Annotated in this window: 19 protein-coding genes; 6 read left to right on the top strand and 13 right to left on the bottom strand. The window is 55.2% G+C overall.

Annotated features, from left to right (window positions below):
* A partial coding sequence (locus HMPREF2609_RS07425; RefSeq protein ID WP_371326042.1) for a type IIL restriction-modification enzyme MmeI occupies positions 1-901 on the top strand: 901 nt, incomplete at its 5' end.
* A gap of 88 nt (positions 902-989) precedes the next feature.
* On the opposite strand, the gene HMPREF2609_RS07420 is transcribed toward HMPREF2609_RS07425, so the two are convergent.
* The 3 genes from HMPREF2609_RS07420 to HMPREF2609_RS07410 are packed head-to-tail and all read right to left on the bottom strand — an operon-like array spanning position 990 to position 2,862.
* Positions 990-1,475 (bottom strand): GNAT family N-acetyltransferase, encoded by a 486-nt coding sequence (locus HMPREF2609_RS07420; protein WP_070536112.1) that lies wholly within the window; start codon positions 1,473-1,475, stop codon positions 990-992.
* A 47-nt stretch (positions 1,476-1,522) separates the two neighbouring features.
* Entirely contained in the window at positions 1,523-1,990 is a 468-nt protein-coding gene (locus HMPREF2609_RS07415) for a globin domain-containing protein (RefSeq protein ID WP_013399216.1), read from the bottom strand.
* Positions 1,987-2,862 (bottom strand): DUF8185 domain-containing protein, encoded by an 876-nt coding sequence (locus HMPREF2609_RS07410; RefSeq protein WP_037230997.1) that lies wholly within the window; start codon positions 2,860-2,862, stop codon positions 1,987-1,989. The genes HMPREF2609_RS07415 and HMPREF2609_RS07410 overlap by 4 nt, the downstream gene beginning before the upstream one ends.
* Before the next feature lie 34 nt (positions 2,863-2,896).
* Between HMPREF2609_RS07410 and HMPREF2609_RS07405 the strand changes: the two genes are divergently transcribed.
* Positions 2,897-3,805: an acyl-CoA thioesterase gene (locus HMPREF2609_RS07405; RefSeq protein ID WP_049342090.1), complete on the top strand. Its 909-nt coding sequence runs from the start codon at positions 2,897-2,899 to the stop codon at positions 3,803-3,805.
* A gap of 134 nt (positions 3,806-3,939) precedes the next feature.
* On the opposite strand, the gene HMPREF2609_RS07400 is transcribed toward HMPREF2609_RS07405, so the two are convergent.
* Positions 3,940-4,515, bottom strand: coding sequence for an HdeD family acid-resistance protein (locus HMPREF2609_RS07400; protein ID WP_135007788.1), 576 nt, complete (start codon positions 4,513-4,515; stop codon positions 3,940-3,942).
* Positions 4,516-4,805: 290 nt separating this feature from the next.
* Positions 4,806-6,485: an energy-dependent translational throttle protein EttA gene (gene ettA, locus HMPREF2609_RS07395; protein WP_070536109.1), complete on the bottom strand. Its 1,680-nt coding sequence runs from the start codon at positions 6,483-6,485 to the stop codon at positions 4,806-4,808.
* A gap of 180 nt (positions 6,486-6,665) precedes the next feature.
* On the opposite strand from ettA, the gene HMPREF2609_RS07390 reads away from it, so the two are divergent.
* Entirely contained in the window at positions 6,666-7,079 is a 414-nt protein-coding gene (locus HMPREF2609_RS07390; RefSeq protein WP_004004862.1) for an MmcQ/YjbR family DNA-binding protein, read from the top strand.
* Between the two features lie 15 nt (positions 7,080-7,094).
* Complete coding sequence (locus HMPREF2609_RS07385) at positions 7,095-7,733, top strand: hypothetical protein (protein WP_048779199.1); 639 nt, start codon at positions 7,095-7,097, stop codon at positions 7,731-7,733.
* 53 nt (positions 7,734-7,786) lie between these two features.
* On the opposite strand, the gene trmD is transcribed toward HMPREF2609_RS07385, so the two are convergent.
* From trmD to ffh, 7 genes are all read right to left on the bottom strand, one after another.
* Positions 7,787-8,668, bottom strand: coding sequence for a tRNA (guanosine(37)-N1)-methyltransferase TrmD (trmD, locus tag HMPREF2609_RS07380; protein WP_048779197.1), 882 nt, complete (start codon positions 8,666-8,668; stop codon positions 7,787-7,789).
* A gap of 3 nt (positions 8,669-8,671) precedes the next feature.
* Positions 8,672-9,310 carry a ribosome maturation factor RimM gene (rimM, locus tag HMPREF2609_RS07375; RefSeq protein ID WP_048779196.1) on the bottom strand — a complete coding sequence of 213 codons (639 nt, stop codon included), beginning with the start codon at positions 9,308-9,310 and terminating at the stop codon, positions 8,672-8,674.
* A 190-nt stretch (positions 9,311-9,500) separates the two neighbouring features.
* Positions 9,501-9,743 (bottom strand): RNA-binding protein, encoded by a 243-nt coding sequence (locus HMPREF2609_RS07370; RefSeq protein WP_004004867.1) that lies wholly within the window; start codon positions 9,741-9,743, stop codon positions 9,501-9,503.
* Between the two features lie 2 nt (positions 9,744-9,745).
* Positions 9,746-10,177 carry a 30S ribosomal protein S16 gene (gene rpsP, locus HMPREF2609_RS07365; RefSeq protein WP_013399230.1) on the bottom strand — a complete coding sequence of 144 codons (432 nt, stop codon included), beginning with the start codon at positions 10,175-10,177 and terminating at the stop codon, positions 9,746-9,748.
* 203 nt (positions 10,178-10,380) lie between these two features.
* A complete protein-coding gene (locus HMPREF2609_RS07360; RefSeq protein ID WP_070536106.1) occupies positions 10,381-10,866 on the bottom strand; it encodes an NUDIX domain-containing protein in 486 nt (161 codons plus the stop codon).
* Positions 10,867-10,919: 53 nt separating this feature from the next.
* The gene (locus HMPREF2609_RS07355) at positions 10,920-13,331 is read right to left on the bottom strand and encodes a hypothetical protein (RefSeq protein WP_070536103.1); all 2,412 of its coding nucleotides are present in this window, start codon (positions 13,329-13,331) and stop codon (positions 10,920-10,922) included.
* 404 nt (positions 13,332-13,735) lie between these two features.
* Positions 13,736-15,322 (bottom strand): signal recognition particle protein, encoded by a 1,587-nt coding sequence (ffh, locus tag HMPREF2609_RS07350; RefSeq protein ID WP_070536102.1) that lies wholly within the window; start codon positions 15,320-15,322, stop codon positions 13,736-13,738.
* 188 nt (positions 15,323-15,510) lie between these two features.
* On the opposite strand from ffh, the gene HMPREF2609_RS07345 reads away from it, so the two are divergent.
* A complete protein-coding gene (locus tag HMPREF2609_RS07345) occupies positions 15,511-15,960 on the top strand; it encodes an NUDIX hydrolase (RefSeq protein ID WP_070536099.1) in 450 nt (149 codons plus the stop codon).
* Between the two features lie 141 nt (positions 15,961-16,101).
* Here the strand turns inward: HMPREF2609_RS07345 and ftsY are convergent, their stop codons facing one another.
* Positions 16,102-17,217: a signal recognition particle-docking protein FtsY gene (gene ftsY, locus HMPREF2609_RS07340; RefSeq protein ID WP_080974371.1), complete on the bottom strand. Its 1,116-nt coding sequence runs from the start codon at positions 17,215-17,217 to the stop codon at positions 16,102-16,104.
* A gap of 268 nt (positions 17,218-17,485) precedes the next feature.
* Here ftsY and HMPREF2609_RS07335 point away from each other — a divergent pair, with 268 nt between their 5' ends.
* Positions 17,486-19,090, top strand: a complete 1,605-nt coding sequence (locus HMPREF2609_RS07335) for an MFS transporter (RefSeq protein WP_246825614.1) — start codon at positions 17,486-17,488, stop codon at positions 19,088-19,090.
* The last annotated feature ends 51 nt before the right edge of the window (positions 19,091-19,141 follow it).

Raw genomic sequence — 19,141 nt, 5'->3', positions numbered from 1 at the left:
AAGTATTAATGCCTATCTTTTGGATGCCCCTAATATTCTGGTGAAGAAACGATCAAAACCGTTGGCACATTTACCCGAGGTAAAGTTTGGTACTAAACCTGCTGATAATGGAAACCTCATTGTGGAAGAAAAAGATTACGCCGAAGTTTCAAGTGATCCTATAGCAGCTAAATATTTACGGCCTTTCCGTATGGGTAAGGAACTCGTGCGCGGGATTGATCGATGGTGTCTCTGGCTTGAAGATGTAAACCCGGCAGATATTACCAAAAGTCCGGTGCTTAAAAAGCGCATTGAAGCTAACCGAGAATGGCGTAGCAAACAGACACCAACGGGAGACGCATATAAATATCGAGACACCCCACATTTAATGCGTCCGAATAAGAATCGTCCGCTGGATAACTATGTTGGTATTCCCGCCGTAGTTTCGGAGACTCGCCCCTTTTATACGGTGGCACATCTTCCCGCTGAAGTTATCGCTGGGAATCAGCTTTTTACTGCCCTTGACCCGGATGGGTTTTTCTTTGCCATTATTAGCTCGTCCATGTTTATTACCTGGCAACGTGCAGTCGGCGGCGCTTTAGAATCACGTTTGCGTTTCTCGAATACTATCGTTTGGAATAACCTTCCGCTTCCCGAAGTGGCTGAAGATTTGCGCTCCATAATTATTACGGCGGGCCAGAAAATTCTGGAAGTTCGCGAGGCACTCGCGGAAAAGCACGGTGGCCGCGTTTCACTCGCGGATATGTATAATCCACTGGCGATGAACTCTGAGCTGTTGAAGGCGCATAAGGAACTGGATCGCCACGTTGATAAGGCATTCGGTGCCGCTAAGCTGTGCGCATCCAACAATAAACGCCTCGAAATCCTCTTCGCCCGCTACGCAGAACTCACAGCAGAATAACTGATAAACGTCTACTAAGCCCGGTGCGGGGTTTACCTCCCTGCACCGGGCTTTCTCATACCTGCACTCTGCCAAGCTGTAGACCAGCCTACTTGTTCAAATCCTTGAAATACCGAGCAACGGGCCAGCGAACAAATCCTTCGGACTCATAGAGCGCTCGGGCCGGTGCGTGTCCCGAATCGCCGCCGGTTTCGACCATCACCATGCGCATCCCGGCGTCTTTAATCTGCGCAAAGGCATGCTCCATAAGCTGCTGCCCCACGCCGCGCCGCTGGTACTCGGGATCAACAGCAATCACATAAATCTCACCCATCTGATCCTCAGGATGGATACGCGTGCAAACCCAAGCGACCGGGCACTCACCCTCAAGCGCAACAGACACATTCTGAGGCTCCTGATCGAGCACTTCCTCTAAATCGCTGAGCTGCCGCTGCTGCCACCCTTGAGGGTAGAACGCATCATAAACGAACTCGGGGACGTCGTTGTGCATCCGCGGAAAAACGGGTCCCCAGGCGCGAAGTGAAATATCCAGAAGAGCTTCCCGATACTCAGAGTTATAAGAAACAATACGCATTGTTACAACCTATAAAAGCAACGTCTGAAATGCAATGCTGTCTTGAACTATGCCCGGTTCTGCATGGCACGTGCCGCACGCTCGAAATAGTCCCACATGGTCGCATCAATCATCATCGGAAGATCGAGGGTATCCATTGCCTGCCGCATATATTTCAGCCAGGTATCGCGTTCCTTTGCGCCGATCGGGTACGGGTTATGCCGGATGCGCAAACGCGGGTGACCTCGCTGTTCCTGGTAGGTGCTGGGCCCGCCAAAGTACTGAATCAGGAACATTTTCAGCCGCCGTGCCGATGCATCGAAGTGGTCAGTATCGTTTGCTTCAATCTCGGCGGTCTGTTCCTCTGTGAGGTGCTCTGGCGGAAACGGGTCAAAATCCGGGTACATGGCAGAAAACTCGGGGTCGGCCTTCACGAGCGCATAGAACCTGCGGGTGAGCTTATCGAAGGTTTCCTCGCCGCCCACCTGGTCGTAAATGCTGACCTGCTCACCCGGCTGATTCGCAGAATAACTCATGCGAGCGCTCCCGAGCCTGAACGCACCAGCACATGCCCGCCGGGGGCAGCGATGCGCACCCAGCCGTCGGAACCAGTACGGGCGGCATATATAGCGAGCTCACCGGTGAAGGTTTCGGGGAGGAATCCGAAGACCTGCAAGGCGAAAGCTGCGCCTGTAGGTATAGGGGTTCGGTCAAACTCCGGCAGGTGCTCAAGCACCATGGGAGATGACCAGATACGGGTTCGCACGGTGGTGAGCACTGCGGCACCGGGGTTTTCGGGGAGTGCTTTTTCGACGGCGGTAAGTCCGTCACGGCTGGCGCGGCGGAATTCATCAGCATCAATAGTTCCTAGCTTTTCCCATCCTTGCAGGGGTGCGGCTTTCCCAGCCCATTCGGTGTGTACGGTGACGGGCGGCAGATACAGCACCATCTCGGATTCTTCAATGCGTGCCAGGCGTTCGAGCAGGGCGGCTGAATCTACCACAATATCAAGGGTTGAAGGCTTCGCGAGGTTGAGGGCGCGCATCCCCAGAATGGTGGGGGTGTTATCCAGCATGGTTTCGGGGGCGAGAGAGCATGCGAAAACGGCAAGCACACTCCCACGGGCGGTAAGTCGTATTGCCGCTTGGGTATCGAGGGAACGTGCGCGTGAAATATAGGTGCTGAGGTCGGCAGCGGCGGCTATACCTTGCTGGTTGTTGGGGAAGATAAGGTAGGGTTCGTCGATGCCTTCGTGCGGATTGTATTTGAGGTCTATACGCCGGGTGTTGGTTGTGGCTGAGCGTGGAGGTTCTTGCGGTTCCGGTTCTGGCAGAGGTGCTGCGTCGGGTGTGTGCAGGTCATCGGTCATGTTTTGCCTCTCGCTCGCATATTTTCTTCGATAAATCATCCTCAACTTTACCCCTTCGTGTCAGAATTAAAGAATGACCAAGCCCACTGTGACCCAAAACCTCATGCGGATGCTGGACCTCTCCCCCGTGGAGGCGGCGCCCGCTTCCTTCGGTAGTGATGAAGTGTCTACCGGCGTGACGCTCACCCGCGAGCAGCCGCGTACTTTCGGTGGTCAGGTTCTTGCCCAGTCGATTATTGCCGCCGACCGCACGGTGGAGGGCAAGGACATCCACTCGATTCACGCCTATTTTCTGCGTCCCGGCGATATTGAGCGTGAACTGTTCTTCGCCACTCAGCGCCTGAACGATAGCCGTTCCTTCTCGACCCGCCGCGTGCAGGTGTTCCAGGATGAGGCGCCCATGTTCTCTGCAATTATGTCTTTCCAGGCGGATAGCCGCGGCCCGGAGCACACCGCGGTCACCATGCCGGAGGTTCCGGACCCCGAGTCCCTTCCGAAGGTCAGCGATTATCTGGGCCAGCTCCCCCACCCCATTGCACAGGCGGTAGCGTGGGAACGTCCGATTGATATGCGCCACGTGGATGCGCCCCTGTACACTCAGCCGGATGCCTCCTCGACACAGCCGCGTGCCTGCGTGTGGTTCAAGACCTTTGACCGCCTGGTGCATGCTGATGGTTCTGAGGCGTCGGAGGCGGAGCACCGCGCCGCTATCGCCTACGCTTCGGATTACCTGCCGCTGGAGCCTGCTCTGCGTCGTCACGGCAAGTTCTGGCTGGAACCGGGCCTCAAGAGCGCCTCGCTGGATCACGCGATGTGGTTCCACCGCCCGGCGCGCGCCGACGAGTGGCTGCTGTACGTGCTGGATTCCCCGAGCGCGCAGGGCGGCAGGATGCTCGCGCAGGGTTCGATTTTCAATCGTTCCGGTGAGCTGGTGGCGACCGTGGCGCAGGAAATGATGTTCCGCCTGCCGGAATATCGATAAAGCAGAGCACCGCTAGGACTACCGGAAGGCGTCAGGCGAACCTGGCAGAGCATACAGAAAGACCGTGTGAGGTGGTTGTCTCACACGGTCTTTCTTATGTTCTAGTGTACGGTCTAGAAGCCGTTTGGAAGCTCTTATTTAGCTTCGCCGTCAATCACACCGTCCGGGGAAATGTGCACGGTGCTCTTGGTGCGGCGGGAAACAAAGAAGTCACCCACGAATACCAGACCGGTCACCAGAAGACCCAGTGCTGCCATCCATACTGCCGCCACGCCGTAGATTATCGGGAACAGCACCACGAGCAAGCCCAGAATAAGGGTACCAATAGCAGAGAGCTGCAGGTGGCGTCCGGCGGCGTAGCTCAGGTATTTCACGCCCTGGGCAGTCATCAGACGAATCAGCGCCCACATAATCATCCACGTACCCACAATGGTCGGGATGAAGGTTGCCTGTGCACCCACCGAGGCAGTCAGCAGAATCAGGCCAGCCACCACGGTCAAGATGCCGTCAACCAGGTCCCAGCCGGTACGTGCCTGCTTTGGCGTGCCGAAGTAACGTACCAGTTCAAACACGCCACCAAGCCACACCGAAATGGAGAACACATAACCCAGAACTACCAGCGGAATAGCGGGATTGGCGAACATGTAGATTGCCGCTGCAATCAGCAACAGACCGGTAACCAAGGACATCCAGTTATATTTTGAAAGCATAATGCTCTTCTCTTCGTAATCACATGTGTCAGTTGTACTTACGCACATACCCATTATAAACCGTAAATATGAAGTCCGCCACGATATATCGGTCGCCACTGAGCGAACTATTTCTACCGGCGAACACGCGACCCTCCCCTCGCCAGCACATACAGCAGCCAACGCGCGCAGCATCCAGTACACACAGCGCGTACGGCATCCAGCGCATATGGCATCTAGCGGGCACAGCAAAGCCCCGCCTCCCCACGCTTCAACAGCGCAGGAGGCGGGGCTCGCTACCGAACTAAACCCTATCGGGTCAGCTTGCGGTGCACCACGCGGTGCGGCTTGGCGGCCTCGGGGCCGAGGCGCTCAATCTTGTTCTTCTCGTAGGACTCGAAGTTACCCTCGAACCAGTACCACTGATCCGGGTTCTCGTCGGTGCCCTCCCACGCCAGGATATGGGTTGCCACGCGGTCCAGGAACCAACGGTCGTGAGAGACGACCACGGCGCAGCCGGGGAATTCCAGCAGCGCATTTTCCAGGGATGCGAGGGTCTCAACGTCCAGGTCGTTAGTGGGCTCATCGAGCAGCAGCAGGTTACCACCCTGCTTGAGGGTCAGCGCCAGGTTCAGGCGGTTGCGCTCACCACCGGAGAGCACACCCGCCTTCTTCTGCTGGTCCGGGCCCTTGAAGCCGAACGCGGAAACGTACGCACGCGAAGGCATTTCAACGTTGCCGACCTGGATGTAGTCCAGACCGTCAGAGACGACCTCCCAGAGGGTCTTCTCCGGGTCGATGTTCGCGCGGTTCTGGTCAACGTACGAGATCTTCACGGTCTCGCCGACCTTCAGCTCGCCGCCGTCGAGGGGCTCCAGGCCAACGATGGTCTTGAACAGGGTGGACTTACCCACACCGTTCGGACCAATCACACCCACAATGCCGTTACGGGGCAGGGAGAAGGACAGACCGTTAATCAGGGAACGGCCGTCGAAGCCCTTCTGCAGGTTCTCAGCCTCAATAACGACGTTACCCAGGCGGGGTCCCGGAGGAATCTGAATCTCTTCGAAGTCAAGCTTGCGGGTCTTCTCAGCCTCCGCAGCCATCTCCTCGTAGCGTGCCAGACGAGCCTTCGACTTCGCCTGACGACCCTTCGAGTTTGAGCGCACCCACTCTAGTTCTTCGTTCAGGCGTTTAGCGAGTTTCGCGTCCTTCTTGCCCTGAACTTCAAGGCGGGCACGCTTCTTCTCAAGGTAGGTGGAGTAGTTGCCTTCGTAAGGGTAGAGGTTGCCGCGGTCAACCTCGGCGATCCATTCGGCAACGTGGTCTAGGAAGTAGCGGTCGTGAGTAATCGCAATGACCGCACCTTCGTAGGACTGCAGATGCTGCTCAAGCCACAGCACCGATTCTGCGTCTAGGTGGTTGGTGGGCTCGTCGAGTAGAAGCAGGTCTGGTTTCTGCAGCAGGAGCTTGCACAGTGCCACGCGGCGGCGCTCACCGCCGGAGAGGTGGGTGACGGGGGCGTCGGCGGGTGGGCAGCGAAGTGCCTCCATAGCTTGTTCCAGCTGGGAGTCTAGATCCCAGGCGTTTGCGGCATCGATAGCTTCCTGCAGCTTACCCATTTCTTCCATGAGGGCATCAAAATCGGCGTCAGGTTCAGCCATGAGCGCGGAAATTTCGTTGAAACGATCCAGCTTCGTCTTGATCTCGCCCACGCCTTCTTCGACGTTGCCGAGCACGGTTTTCTCTTCGTTCAGTGGCGGTTCCTGAAGCAGAATACCTACGCTGTATTCGGGCGAGAGGCGTGCCTCGCCGTTTGAGGGCTGATCCAAGCCAGCCATGATTTTCAGGATGGTCGACTTACCGGCGCCGTTGGGACCAACCATACCAATCTTGGCGCCCGGGAAGAACGACATGGAAACGTCGTTAAGAATGACCTTATCGCCCACAGTTTTGCGGGCTTTGGTCATCGTGTAAATAAATTCAGCCATAGTGTTCTATTCTACCGCTATTTTTGGGATGCGCACGCGGTTTTCGCCGCATATTTTACGGGTGTATTCTTTCCGTGTTCTAGACGTTCTACAGATGTGAACCGCCCAGGCAGCTTGGTTTTGGTTTTCCCAAACTTTGAATCCTTTCACTACGGTGTAACAGCCGTTAGACTCGAAGGTATGGGTACACCTAATTCTCAAGAGATAACCGCCGAAGACCTCCATGAGGTTGTTGATCAGATTGCGCTTACTATGCCGTTGGCGACCTCCGATCAGCCTTTCGGACCACGTAATACGGTGTACCGCATTAGCGGCAAAATTTTTGCTATGTACACAGACGGTATCGGCTACCCGATCGTGAATCTGAAGACCGACCCCGAAGAATCCGAGGTTCTGCAGCGCATGTACCCAAGCATTATTCCAGGGTGGCATATGAATAAACGGCACTGGATTTCGGTCGGCGCAGGCAAGGGCGTTACGCGCCAGCTTCTTGAAGAGCTCATTGAAGATGCTTACCTGCGTATTATGTACGCCCTGCCCAAGGCAAAACGCCCTATCGAATTCCGCGAGCGCCCGGTTCCCGAAAAACATTAGATACTGCAGGCTCACATGTATATTCCTGCCAGCGATCCCGTTCTTTTTCTGAAGCTTTCTGCTGATTACAACTATGCATACATGGCGCATGGACGTACCGGCGGGGTGGTCTTGCGCGCCTATGATAGGTTTCAGAAGGCGCATGCTCTCGGTATTCCTGCGGTTCCGTGGGGCTTTTCATGCCCTGAGAAAACGGTTCGGCACATTCGCCAGGAAATTCTGCGTGCCCGTAAGCTAGGCGGTGAGCTGGAAATTTTGATGATCTATCGTGAGCCTGATCTGCCGGTTATTCCGGCGCCCGAATCGCACGGTTTTGAGAGGCGTGATGATGTTCCTCAGCTGATGCCTTCCAAGTTGCGTGATAGTTGGTTGGATGCCGGTTTTTCGGCGGAACGTCACGGTAGTTTAGAAGATCGGATGCTTGCTCTCGCTCAGGTAGAGGAATTTACTGACCCTGAACCTCTAGATCTTGCCCGCTATGAGCATACGAGTACTCACCGCCCGTTATCATTGTCGATGCGCGGCTCGCTCTCCCGTGCCCTGGGCGGCAGGTATAAGCCTGCGGAAGATCCGGGTGCTCCGAGTAAGATTTATTGGATCCAGGGGCGCGCCGTTGTTTACGATATTCTCGACTTTGAACGTTTTAGCCCCTAACTGTAAGGGGTTTCAACGAATGCAACGGTGCTGCGTGTTAGAGCTCTTCCGGTTTAGTCTGCTTGGCGAGATTTGGGGAAATGCACACCGCGCTCGGCAAGAAAATGTCGGTCTTTCTTATCCCAATTTTCTTCAGGATACGCCTCAAAAAGATCGGGGCGGCGGCTCATGGTACGTTCAATCTGCTGCTCGCGCCGCCACCTGGCAATAGCACCGTGATTGCCCGAAAGCAGGATAGGCGGAACCTCGTAGTCGCGCCACTGCGCCGGTTTTGTATACACCGGGTACTCCAAAAGCCCGCCGGTGTGCGACTCTTCTGCAAGAGATCCTGGGTTTCCCAATGCCCCGGGAATTAGTCGAGTAATAGCCTCGATCATCGCCATCACCGCAACTTCTCCGCCGTAGAGCACATAGTCCCCCATCGAGACGGGAAACACGCGGAAGCGGGTTTGTGCCCAGTCGAGCACACGCTCGTCAATACCTTCATAGCGCGCGGGAGCAAACGCAATATGCTGTTCCTCAGCGAGTTCATAAGCCATTTGCTGGTTAAAAACCGCGCCTGCCGGGGAAGGAACAATCAGGAGAGGACGATTATCCTGCGCAGGCACGAGTTTCTGAGGACTCGAATTTTCCTCTGCTCTTTCTCGCTGTTCTTCCGGCTCATCGCGATTATTTTCGTGGTGCTCTTCCCCTGCCTGCAGCGGTGAATTCGCAAGCACTTCATCAAGCGCAAGCCCCCAAGGTTCCGGTTTCATGACCATACCGGCGCCGCCGCCGTAGGGAGTATCATCAACCGTGTGGTGACGGTCGAAGGTATAGTCACGCAGATTATGCACGCGCAGATCGACCAAACCGTTTTCGCGGGCTTTCCCTACCAGCGAGAGGTCTAGCGGTGTCAAGTACTCGGGAAAAATAGTGATAACGTCGTAGCGCACAGGCTACTCCCCCGTATTTTCTGAGTTCGATGCGGCAGATTCTGCTTCAGCCACGTTGATAAGACCGGGTGGCGGGGTCAGAAGCACGAAACCGGGTTCGTCCTCAGCGGTGGTCACAACTTCAGGAACGATCTCTTCGACGAAAGGAATCATAATCTCGTCACCGCCGTATTCGGCAGCAAGTTTAACGAGCAGTATATCCTGCGCGGGCATGGTCTGCAGACCGGTAACCTTCCCCAGAGGCTTTCCAGCTTTAGGATTATTGACGGGGTTCTCCCCCTCAGGAACCTTCACCAGAAGATATACAGGCAGGTTCACGAGTTCCTGTTCGTAGAAGCCTTCATCATCTTCGTCCTCGGGAACCTCAAACATCAAGCGGCTGCCCCGCAGCTCTTCCGCTTGGTTGCGGGTAGTGACTTCCTCAAAACGTACCACCAGAATCTTCTTATTCCAGCGGTGCCCCACCACTTTAAGCCTTCCCGTTGGTGCAACAGTAGCCACAGGGCTTTTCGGGGTGAAGTTTTCCAAATCAAGAACTTCTCCGGGAGCAAAGCGCTCCTCGGGGATATCTGTGAAGAGTTGAACCGTAACTTCACCGCGAATACCGTGCGGCTTGCCGATGCGCGCAACCAAAACCTGCATGTTGTAAACCTCTAGAAAAACTGGGGCTTGTAGACACCTAATATTCTACCGGCAGGTCCGAAAAAGCGCAGACTCTCACAAGCTGTGGAGGCACCCACCTGCTGTGTGATTGCCTGCTGAAAATTCTCATGATTAAAGCAGAACGTTCCAACACCTTGGTGGTGATGGAACGCTCTTGATGCTATATCAGCTAACGTTTTCTATCGGTGTCGATAATATCGATCCGAACCTGATCGCCCTCAGAAATCGCATCCATCACGGTGCGAATGCTCTTAGCGGTTCGGCCCGAACGACCAATCACTCGACCCAAATCATCGGGATGTACCCGAACCTCCAGCGTCTCGCGATGGCGCTGCTGGCGCAGACGCACTTTCACATCGTCCGGATGCTCGACAATCCCTCGAACCAAGTGTTCGAGTGCATCAGCCAACATAATTACTCAGCTGCTTCCTCGGCAGCCTCTGCTTCAGCTTCAGCAGGAGCTTCCTCGGTTGCTTCCTCAGCCTTATCGGCCTTGGGGGTGATAGCCTCAGGCAGAATAACGGAACCCTTCTGGGGAACAACGAATTCAGCCTTAGGCTCAACGGGCTTGATGCTGTTCTCAGCCTTCTCACCCTTGAAAGTTGCCCAGTCACCTGAGAGCTTCAGCAGAGCCAAGACCTGTTCGGTCGGCTGTGCGCCAACAGACAGCCAGTACTGAGCACGCTCAGAGTTAATCTCGATACGCGAGGGCTGCTCGGTCGGGTGGTAGATACCGATCTCTTCGATAGTCTTACCATCACGCTTCACGCGAGAATCCGCAATTACAATACGGTAGCGAGGATCGCGGATCTTACCCATACGCTTGAGACGAATTTTAACAGCCACTGTAGTGGTTACTCCTGTTTCAATACTTGGTGCGAAACCGCGCTTCAGCACCCGTGGGGCGGGCCGTTCACGAAGTCTCTATGGACACAACAAAGCGCGAAGAGAGGGGTCACGCAATGTCGGGTACTCAGATAGGGTAACAAATAGGGCAATTTAAATCTAGCGGGCCCCCGCGTTTTCGGGCATATGTCGCTGTTATAGCGTTAATCGTCGGAGCTTATCTCAAGAACTTCGCCGGTTTCGAGGGCTTTCAGGGCTTCTTGCAGCCGCCTCACCATCGCCGGGCGCACGTAATCGCCCAAGTTTTCGCCGGCCACCCACTCATAGGTCACCAGTTCATCATTCTGCAAAGTAATGGGGGTGTCGCGCGGAATAACGCCCGCATCGTACATGTAATATGTGGAGTCGCCCCAGACACCTAATGCGAGCCCATGGAAAATAGCCACCAAACGACCCGGAGTCAGGGTAAGCCCTAGCTCTTCCTGAACCTCACGGAAGCATCCTGTTTTCGGTGCCTCGCCCGCCTCTACGGTTCCGCCCGGAAGAATCCAGCCGTCCTTGTAGTTCGGCTTCACCACAAGTAGTTCGCCTTCTTCATTGCGAATAAGCGCTCCGGCGGCAAGCCGACGTGTTGGAAGTGATGCGATAAAAGCTACCAATTCCTCGTGGCTTAAATATGTATCTTTCATAGATTCCGCTTTCGTCTGTGTTTAAGCATGGTTCTTAGGAGCGTTAGAGAGTTTTAGGAGAAGAACTTACGAACGGTACGACGTACCCGCTCTCCTAGCTCTGCGGTGGATGACGTATCGGGCGCGGAGTTCACGGCCTGTGAGCGGGCTTTGCAAGACTTACGCGGAGATTCCACATAGATGCCGTCACGCAGGTCATCAACTAAGGTTCGCCGGTGCAGCCCCTCTGACGATGCGCCCTGCGGGTTATCGCCCCGGCGCACGAGCTCCGCGCTTACGGGATCATCTGACGCCGTTTTACTGCGATGCTCATCAAGTTTCTCGCCAGCAAGCCGAGCAAGACGAGGCGCTAAGAGAATCTCACTCGTGCCGCCAGCTGCGAGAACAGTACTCAGAGCTGTCAAAATTGGGGCGCTCTTACCCTGCGCTTTTTTGCGGCGCGCAACAGTCCAAAACACGGTTGCCAGCCCCAGCTGCGCGGTACCGTCCACCCGAAAAACACGGGTAAGCAAACGATTTTTGGGGTCTTTTCCGGCAGAAGTCTCACCAGGCGATTCTGAGTGTGCGGGCTGCACTGTATGCGTTGAAGAGTTCGTCTCAACGACCGCTTTGTTTGATGCGCCACTAGGGCTAGACGCATCCACACGCGGACTTGAGGAAGGCTTCTTCACCAAAGACTCGTTCTGCTGATTATCCCGTTGTTTGATGGTACCCACATGAGTATATTCGTAAGGAATCTCGCCACTTTGAGACGCAGCAAGCCACTCCGCAAGAGTCACACGACGGTTTGTAGCTACCAGACGATAGCTGCGTTTTAAAGCCTCTATATCGGGAAGTGTATCGGACTGGTAATGCGCAGACAGTGAGTTATCGTCACTCTGTGCCGGATCCATGTCTGCTTGAGACGAACTTTCGTCATGAGGTGCCGCCAGCAATTCAGCAGGGTCTTCGCCAAATACACGAGCGGTTCCAATAGCACCGATCTCAAGCCCTTCCGTCGGTACCGCTGCCAGCTCAACGGGAACATGCAATAGCTGAAGCACCGATTCGAGAGCAAGAGTGTTCTTCGTATCTCGCAGATAGCTCTCAAGGCGCCTCCCCGCAGAAGTTCCAGAAGGAACGCCGAAAAGCAGGGAAAGCTCAACAATAGAGCGAGTAAGCTCGTCTTGATCCAGGCCAAAAGGTTCGGGCGGCAAACCTGGCAGACTCGTCAGAATATCTTCTAAAGAGCCCTCATAAGAATCGCAATGTTCACGAGTCATAGTCCGTGTGAGAGTCTTCGGAACAGACTGCCAGAAGAACTCCAGAATGGTCGAGTCCTTCTCCTCCGGCTCGCCCAACATCCAGGCAGGTGCGTTCTCGTTCTGCTCTAGCTCTTGAGGGGCCTCCATAAAGATAAGGTGCTGTTGATGCGCATTCCCCTCCGCAATCAAGGCGTGACACTTTGCTTCGGCAATAACAGCCAAAATGTCATGCGGATCGCCGCTAATAATCGTCCATGTTCCCGCCGGGGCTGCGACAATCTGGCGTTCCGGCTGGGTAAGGAGCATGCTGGTGAGTGCATCCAGGTTAATATCTAGAAGCGCCGCGGCATCGCCATCAACTAAAAATTCGATCTGGTAAACATCATGCGGTACCGGTACCCACATCCCGGGTTCTTCTTCAAGAGCAATACCGGTTACTGGCATGCGTTCAAGAAGCCACTCGACATATTCTTCCAGGGGCTCACCCTTGCGAATCTGTCCGTGTGCCACATGCAAAACGTTCAGATAACCTGCGGGATTAAGCGAACACAAAACATATATCTGAACCTCACGCTCGCCCATCTCATAGGCGATAAGTTCGGGCCGTTCCCGAGTCAGCTCTATAAGAGCCTGAATCACATCATGATCGCTGGCGGCGCGCGCTAACATGCGGCGACGGTGCAGGTTCTCATCCTCAACATCAGAAAAAGTCACATCAAAGATCTCTTCGGGAGAACCCGCATGGTCATGCTGAGGAGCCGAATAATGTTCACCGTTTTCTTCGGAGCTATCCGGATCTTGGGGAGCCGGAGTATCCTGCCACATCTGGTTAAGTTCTTCAACCGTCAGATCATCATGGGCTAGTGAGGCAGCAACATCATCTACTTCACGCGGATCAATACGGTGCTCTTTCTCCTCATGAAGTTGTTTCGCCCGCCGGATCAGGTCAATAATAGCGCTCGCAACATCCGCAGTTTCAGGACCAGTATCATCACTAGAGTCACTGGAATAGACCACTTTAGAACCGGCGATGTCGGGGGTGTTTTCACCATACTCTAAAGACAGGCGAACCCATAAATAATCCGGGACGGTGCCATTTTGACTGGCAGATGCCTCCGGCTTGGTGTAAGTCCAAGGGTTGGCAGTTTCATGGCGCTCACGACCGTTCTGTTCAGCGCCGCCCTGCGCCGAGTCTCGGTGATGTTGCTCGTTGTTCTGCATTCTTCCCCTTAATAGCGTTCTGCCGTTTGCCTCATCTGCCCCGCTACTAACGCCGTAAAGCCTTCTGCTTTAGTAGGCACGGTTTACATTCAGGGCATGGCCGGTGAGAAACGGCGTTACGAATCATCGGATGCACACTGTAGAGATCTGCATTCCACGCCTATCAATCGGATCCGTTTTCTCATGCAGGTTTTCAGCCTGCAGCACGTGACCTGATGGTGTGTGTCATAGGCGCGGTATTATCGAATCCTCTATACCAGAGTAACGCGTATGTCTTCATGATGTGTGAATACGGAGTGAGTCGTCTTCATACACCGGTAAATTCTTGTCAAACAACGTTCACGATGTTTGACGACTCCTTCATAAAGCCGCCAGAACACCGCGAACACCATTTCACAGTCCCTCTACTGTAGGAACTTCTCAAAGCCCTTCGGCAGATTCATCTTCGAAAGATCAAGATCTTCTTGCTGCTGCGCCTGCTGCCCGAAAGCCGCACCCTGGCGTGCCTTCTGAGCGGCAAGTGCCTCTGCCTCTTGCTGCTTACGCTTCATGGGGTTGCCTGAGCGACCCGCCTTCTTCTTGTTATTATTTTTCTTATTCTTTTTACGGTTACTTCCGCCAGCCGCGGCCATACCGGGCATCTGCATGCCGCCGGGCATACCAGACATCTTGCCGGTGGCAAGCTTCTTCATCATCTTCTGGGCCTGAGCAAAACGCTCCATGAGCTGATTCACCTCAGAAACAGTCACGCCCGAACCTTTCGCGATACGCGCACGGCGTGAACCGTTAATGATCTTCGGTGCCACACGTTCATGCGGGGTCATCGAACGTACAATAGCTTCGACGCGGTCAATTTCGCGTTCATCAAAAGACTCTAGCTGCTGGCGCATCTGGGCGGCACCGGGCATCATCATGAGAAGTTTCTTCATGGAACCCAGCTTGCGAATCTGCTGCATCTGCGCCAAGAAATCATCGAAGGTGAAGTCTTCCTGATCAATGAATTTCTTCGCCATGCGGTCGGCTTCTGCCTTATCCCACGTGGCCTCTGCCTGCTCGATCAGAGTGAGCACATCGCCCATATCCAGGATGCGGCTGGCCATACGGTCGGGGTGGAACTGCTCGAAGTCATCCACGTTCTCACCCGTGGATGCGAACATAATCGGTTTGCCGGTAACCGAAGCGACGGAAAGAGCAGCACCACCGCGAGCATCGCCGTCGAGTTTGGAGAGCACTACGCCGGTGAAGTCCACGCCCTCATTGAAGGCATTTGCGGTGTTCACGGCATCCTGACCGATCATCGCATCAATCACGAACAGGACTTCCTGGGGCTCAATAGCATCGCGGATATTGCGCGCCTGCTGCATGAGTTCGGCATCCACACCCAAACGGCCTGCAGTATCAACGATCACCACGTCATGGAGCTTCGCACGTGCCTCTGCCACGCCATCTCGTGCAACCTGCACAGGATCGCCGGTAGGGGTATCAAATTCACTGGTCACGCCCGGGTGGGGCGCGAAAACGGGCACACCCGCACGCTCGCCCACAACCTTCAGCTGGGTTACCGCGTTCGGGCGCTGCAAATCAGATGCCACCAGGATAGGGGTATGCCCCTGCCCCTTGAGCCACTTCGCGAGTTTACCCGCCAGCGTGGTTTTACCGGCACCCTGCAGACCAGCCAGCATAATAATGGTGGGACCGGTCTTCGCCAGGTTAATGCGGCGAGTCTGTCCGCCCAGAATGGTAATAAGCTCTTCGTTGACAATCTTGACGATCTGCTGTGAAGGGTTGAGCGCCTCTGAGACCTCAGCGCCGAGGGCACGCTCTTTAATATGTGCGGCGAATTCACGGACAACAGGCACGGCGACATCCGCATCCAGCAGGGCGCGGCGAATTTCGCGGACGGTTGCGTCAATGTCTGCCTCAGAGAGGCGGCCCTTGCCACGCAGGTTCTTAAAGGTTGCCGTCAAACGGTCAGAGAGAGAATTGAACACGAGCCGTGATCACTTTCTTATCGTCGAGGAAACGGACTGCACCCAGCTTGAAACCAAGATGGTCGCCCATTTTTAAGATGCTTACTCAATCTCCAAGGATACAGGATGTGCCAAGATCTGCTCTCGATGACACCCTCCGATGAGCGTTTGGCGAAACTGCACACAATACACAGTTAGATAATAAAGGTATGGATTTTCGAACGACAGCTGCAGGATATCAGTACGGTGTGCGAGCTTCGGCACTGATCATGCACGCCGGTAAGCTCTTGGCCTACAGTCACGACGGCAAATATTTTGTGCCCGGCGGTGCTGTACAGGTTGGTGAGCACAGCGCGGATGCGGTGCGTCGCGAAGTGCGCGAAGAACTAGGCATCGACTGCACGGTTCGGCAGCTTGCGTTCGTAGGAGAGCACCTTTTCACAGTGCACGGTATACCAAACCACCGCATCGAATTTCACTACCTCGTGGAGGTTGATCCTGAAACGGTTCCGATAACCACCTGCGAAGAGGAGCATCGCTACCCCTGTGTCTGGCTGCCGCTCGATTCCCTGGCGGATTATCCGCTCAAACCTAAGTTTCTCGTACACAAACTGCCGCAGTGGGATGGGAAGCTAAAACACCTGGCAACTCGTGAATAGGACATTCTGGCGAGCGAATACACAAAGCGGGAGCGTTTTCTTCATCTGGTAACAATTTAAGATCAAGAAAACGCTCCCGGAAATATCGCCTCATCATGTGCTCCGCTAAAATGCACGACGCACAAGAGCAGGGTTCAGGAGCTAGTCGAGAAGCGCATCCACGAAGCCTTCGGGATCGAAGGGCGCCAGGTCGTCCGGACCTTCGCCGAGTCCCACGAGCTTGACGGGAACACCCAATTCTTCCTGAATAGCCACCACGATGCCGCCCTTTGCGGTACCGTCGAGCTTGGTGAGCACAATACCGGTCACGTCCACGATTTCGCCGAAGACCTTCGCCTGCACCATACCGTTCTGCCCGGTGGTTGCGTCAATCACCAGAAGCACCTCGGTCACGGGGGCTTCCTTTTCGATCACGCGCTTAATCTTGCCGAGCTGATCCATCAGACCGGCCTTATTCTGCAGGCGACCCGCAGTATCGACCAGCACCGTGCCGATACCCTCAGCCTTAGCGGTCTTCACCGCGTCGAAAGCAACAGAGGCAGGATCAGCACCTTCCTTTTCGCTGCGCACGGTCTTCACGCCCACGCGATCGCCCCAGGTCGTCAGCTGTTCGGAAGCCGCCGCACGGAAAGTATCAGCCGCACCCAACAGAAGCGAATTTCCATCCGCAACCATCACGCGGGCAATCTTACCGACCGTCGTGGTCTTCCCTACGCCGTTCACGCCGACCACAAGCACCACGCCAGGGTTACCGTCGGTGCCCTCGGTCTTTAGCTCACGATCCATTGTGGGACCGATAATCTCAAGAAGCTCTTCATGAAGCATCTTCTTCACGGCGGCAGGGTTATCGGTTCCCTCCACACGCACCCGCTTCTGAAGCGCCTCCACTAGGCGAGTGGTCGGCTCAGCACCCAAATCAGCCATGAGCAGAGTCTCTTCGACCTCATCCCAGACATCCTGATCGATGCGATCTCGTGAGAGCAGAGCCAAAAGCCCCTTGCCCAGCATGTTGTTCGACCGCGCCAAACGGGCACGCAGCCGCACCAGACGCCCCGCCGAAGGATCAGGAATATCGTAACGGGAGGCTGGTTGCTCGGTCTCTTCCGATGTGTCTTCCGTCTGCGTATCATCAGCATCACGTGTGCTCGGATACCCGCCACGCGGCGCTTTAGCACCGCGTGTAAAGGCGAAAATAACGCCAGCAATCACTAATACACCCAGCACAACTGCCAGGATTATCCACATTGATTCATTCACACTACTAGCTTACCGGCTGGTATGAAGATGAAAAGGGGGCTTGTGAAGGAAAATCCGTTCTGCAGCGCACTTCCGCATAAAATGACTCTTCGCTCAGGCGTTTCACGGCAGGCAAGGAATATCCTCAATGCTCCCGACCCACAATTCTTAAGAAGAGTAGACTAGTGAGAGCAAGCGGCATCAGACAAGATGTTGCGCTCCCTCTAACCAACACGCACGGCAGCTTCGCCGCCAGGGTGGTTCTACCGCCAAATACTCAGAAAGAGTTATGACTCCGCACGAACACAACGCACAGTCCCGAGGCTCCTCCCCCGCAGAAACTCAGCAGGATACCGGGAAGAACGAACCTTCCAATACCGGCAGCACGCAGCAATGCACACCGGACTATATGAGCGCCGCAACCGGTGCGATCCCTATCGTCAGCCCCGGAGCGGATGCCATCGCATCCGCAACTATTGAGGATGAGAGCGGCAGGCGCATCCAGCTCACGAAGGCTGACGAAACTGAAGGTACACCGCCTGAAACACCTGCAAAAACTCGTATTCCTACCGGGTTGAAGGTACTCATTGCCGCATCTTTTATGATCGCGCTCGGGTACGGACTCGTAGCACCTGTACTCCCCAGTTTTGCGCGTAGCTTTAACGTGGGAGTAGCGGCAACAACGATTGTGGTCTCGGCATTGGCAGCCATGCGGTTAGTCTTCGCACCGGGGGCGGGCAAGCTCATCTCACGGTTTGGTGAGCGCCCTATCTACACCTGCGGCATGGTTATTGTGGCGGTTTCGTCCTTCGTAAATGCCGCTGCCTGGGATTACTGGGTGCTGCTCGCTTCGCGCGCATTCGCAGGTATTGGTTCGGTCATGTTCACGGTTTCTGCGATGGGTCTTCTGGTGCGTCTAGCACCTTCGCATATGCGCGGGCGGGTTTCGGGATACTACGCTACCGCATTCCTGCTCGGGAACATTATGGGGCCGGTCGTCGGCGGTGCACTCAGCGGCTTGGGGATGCGCCTGCCATTTGCCCTCTACGGCTGCTCTCTGCTAATAGCTGGGGCTATCGTCTGGTTCATGATGCCTCCTGCCGATCAGATTGATGCCGAACGTGAGGCATATAGCCTTCCCACCCAGCATGATACTGGCTCCAAAGCTTCCCCCGATACTAACGATGCTTCTGCAACCGATGTACCGGCTTCGGGCGAGGAATCACCCCGGCAGAAACCCCCTATGCCAGCCACGATGACCGTTCGGCAAGCGCTCAAATTTACGAACTACCGATCGGCGCTTTTCACGAACTTTACGATCGGCTGGGCTGTTTTAGGCATACAGTCTTCTCTGATTCCTCTGCTCGCGGCGTATTTGGCGACGGGCGGCGATGCCTCTAGGGCACCGGAGGGAACCGTCCTTGCCTCTACGGTGATGGCGGTCGGTTCGTTAGCAAATGCTCTTACCCAAACCGTTTCAGGGCGTCTATCAGACAACTTGGGGCGGCGCATCATGATTTTTATCGGTTTGCTTATCGCCGGAACCGCCATTTCGACTATTGGTATTTCTTCGGCGCCTTGGATGCTTGTGGCTCTCATCGTGGGTATGGGGTCTGGGGCAGCGCTGATCACGCCCTCGCTGCAAGCCTCTGTTGCCGATGTTATCGGTAGCAAACGCGATGGTGCACCCGTGCTTGCAACCTTCCAAATGCATAGTGACTTCGGCATGATTCTGGGCCCGCTTCTCGCCGGTACTGTTGCCGATACGTGGGGCTTCACACCTGCATTCATGCTCTGCGGAGGTTTGCTCCTGGCAGCTTCACTCACCTGGCTACCGTTCCGTACTCCACACTGGCCCCGCGAACTGGCGGATGAGAACTATACCGGAAGGTAAGGGAACATTCACAAAATACTGTGGGCTAAGAACACTCGAAGGTGTTCTTAG

This window comes from Rothia sp. HMSC058E10 (genome assembly GCF_001809415.1).
Taxonomy (GTDB): domain Bacteria; phylum Actinomycetota; class Actinomycetes; order Actinomycetales; family Micrococcaceae; genus Rothia; species Rothia dentocariosa.
Note: the sequence above shows the minus strand (reverse complement) of the source record. Positions and strands in the feature narration are given on the sequence as shown.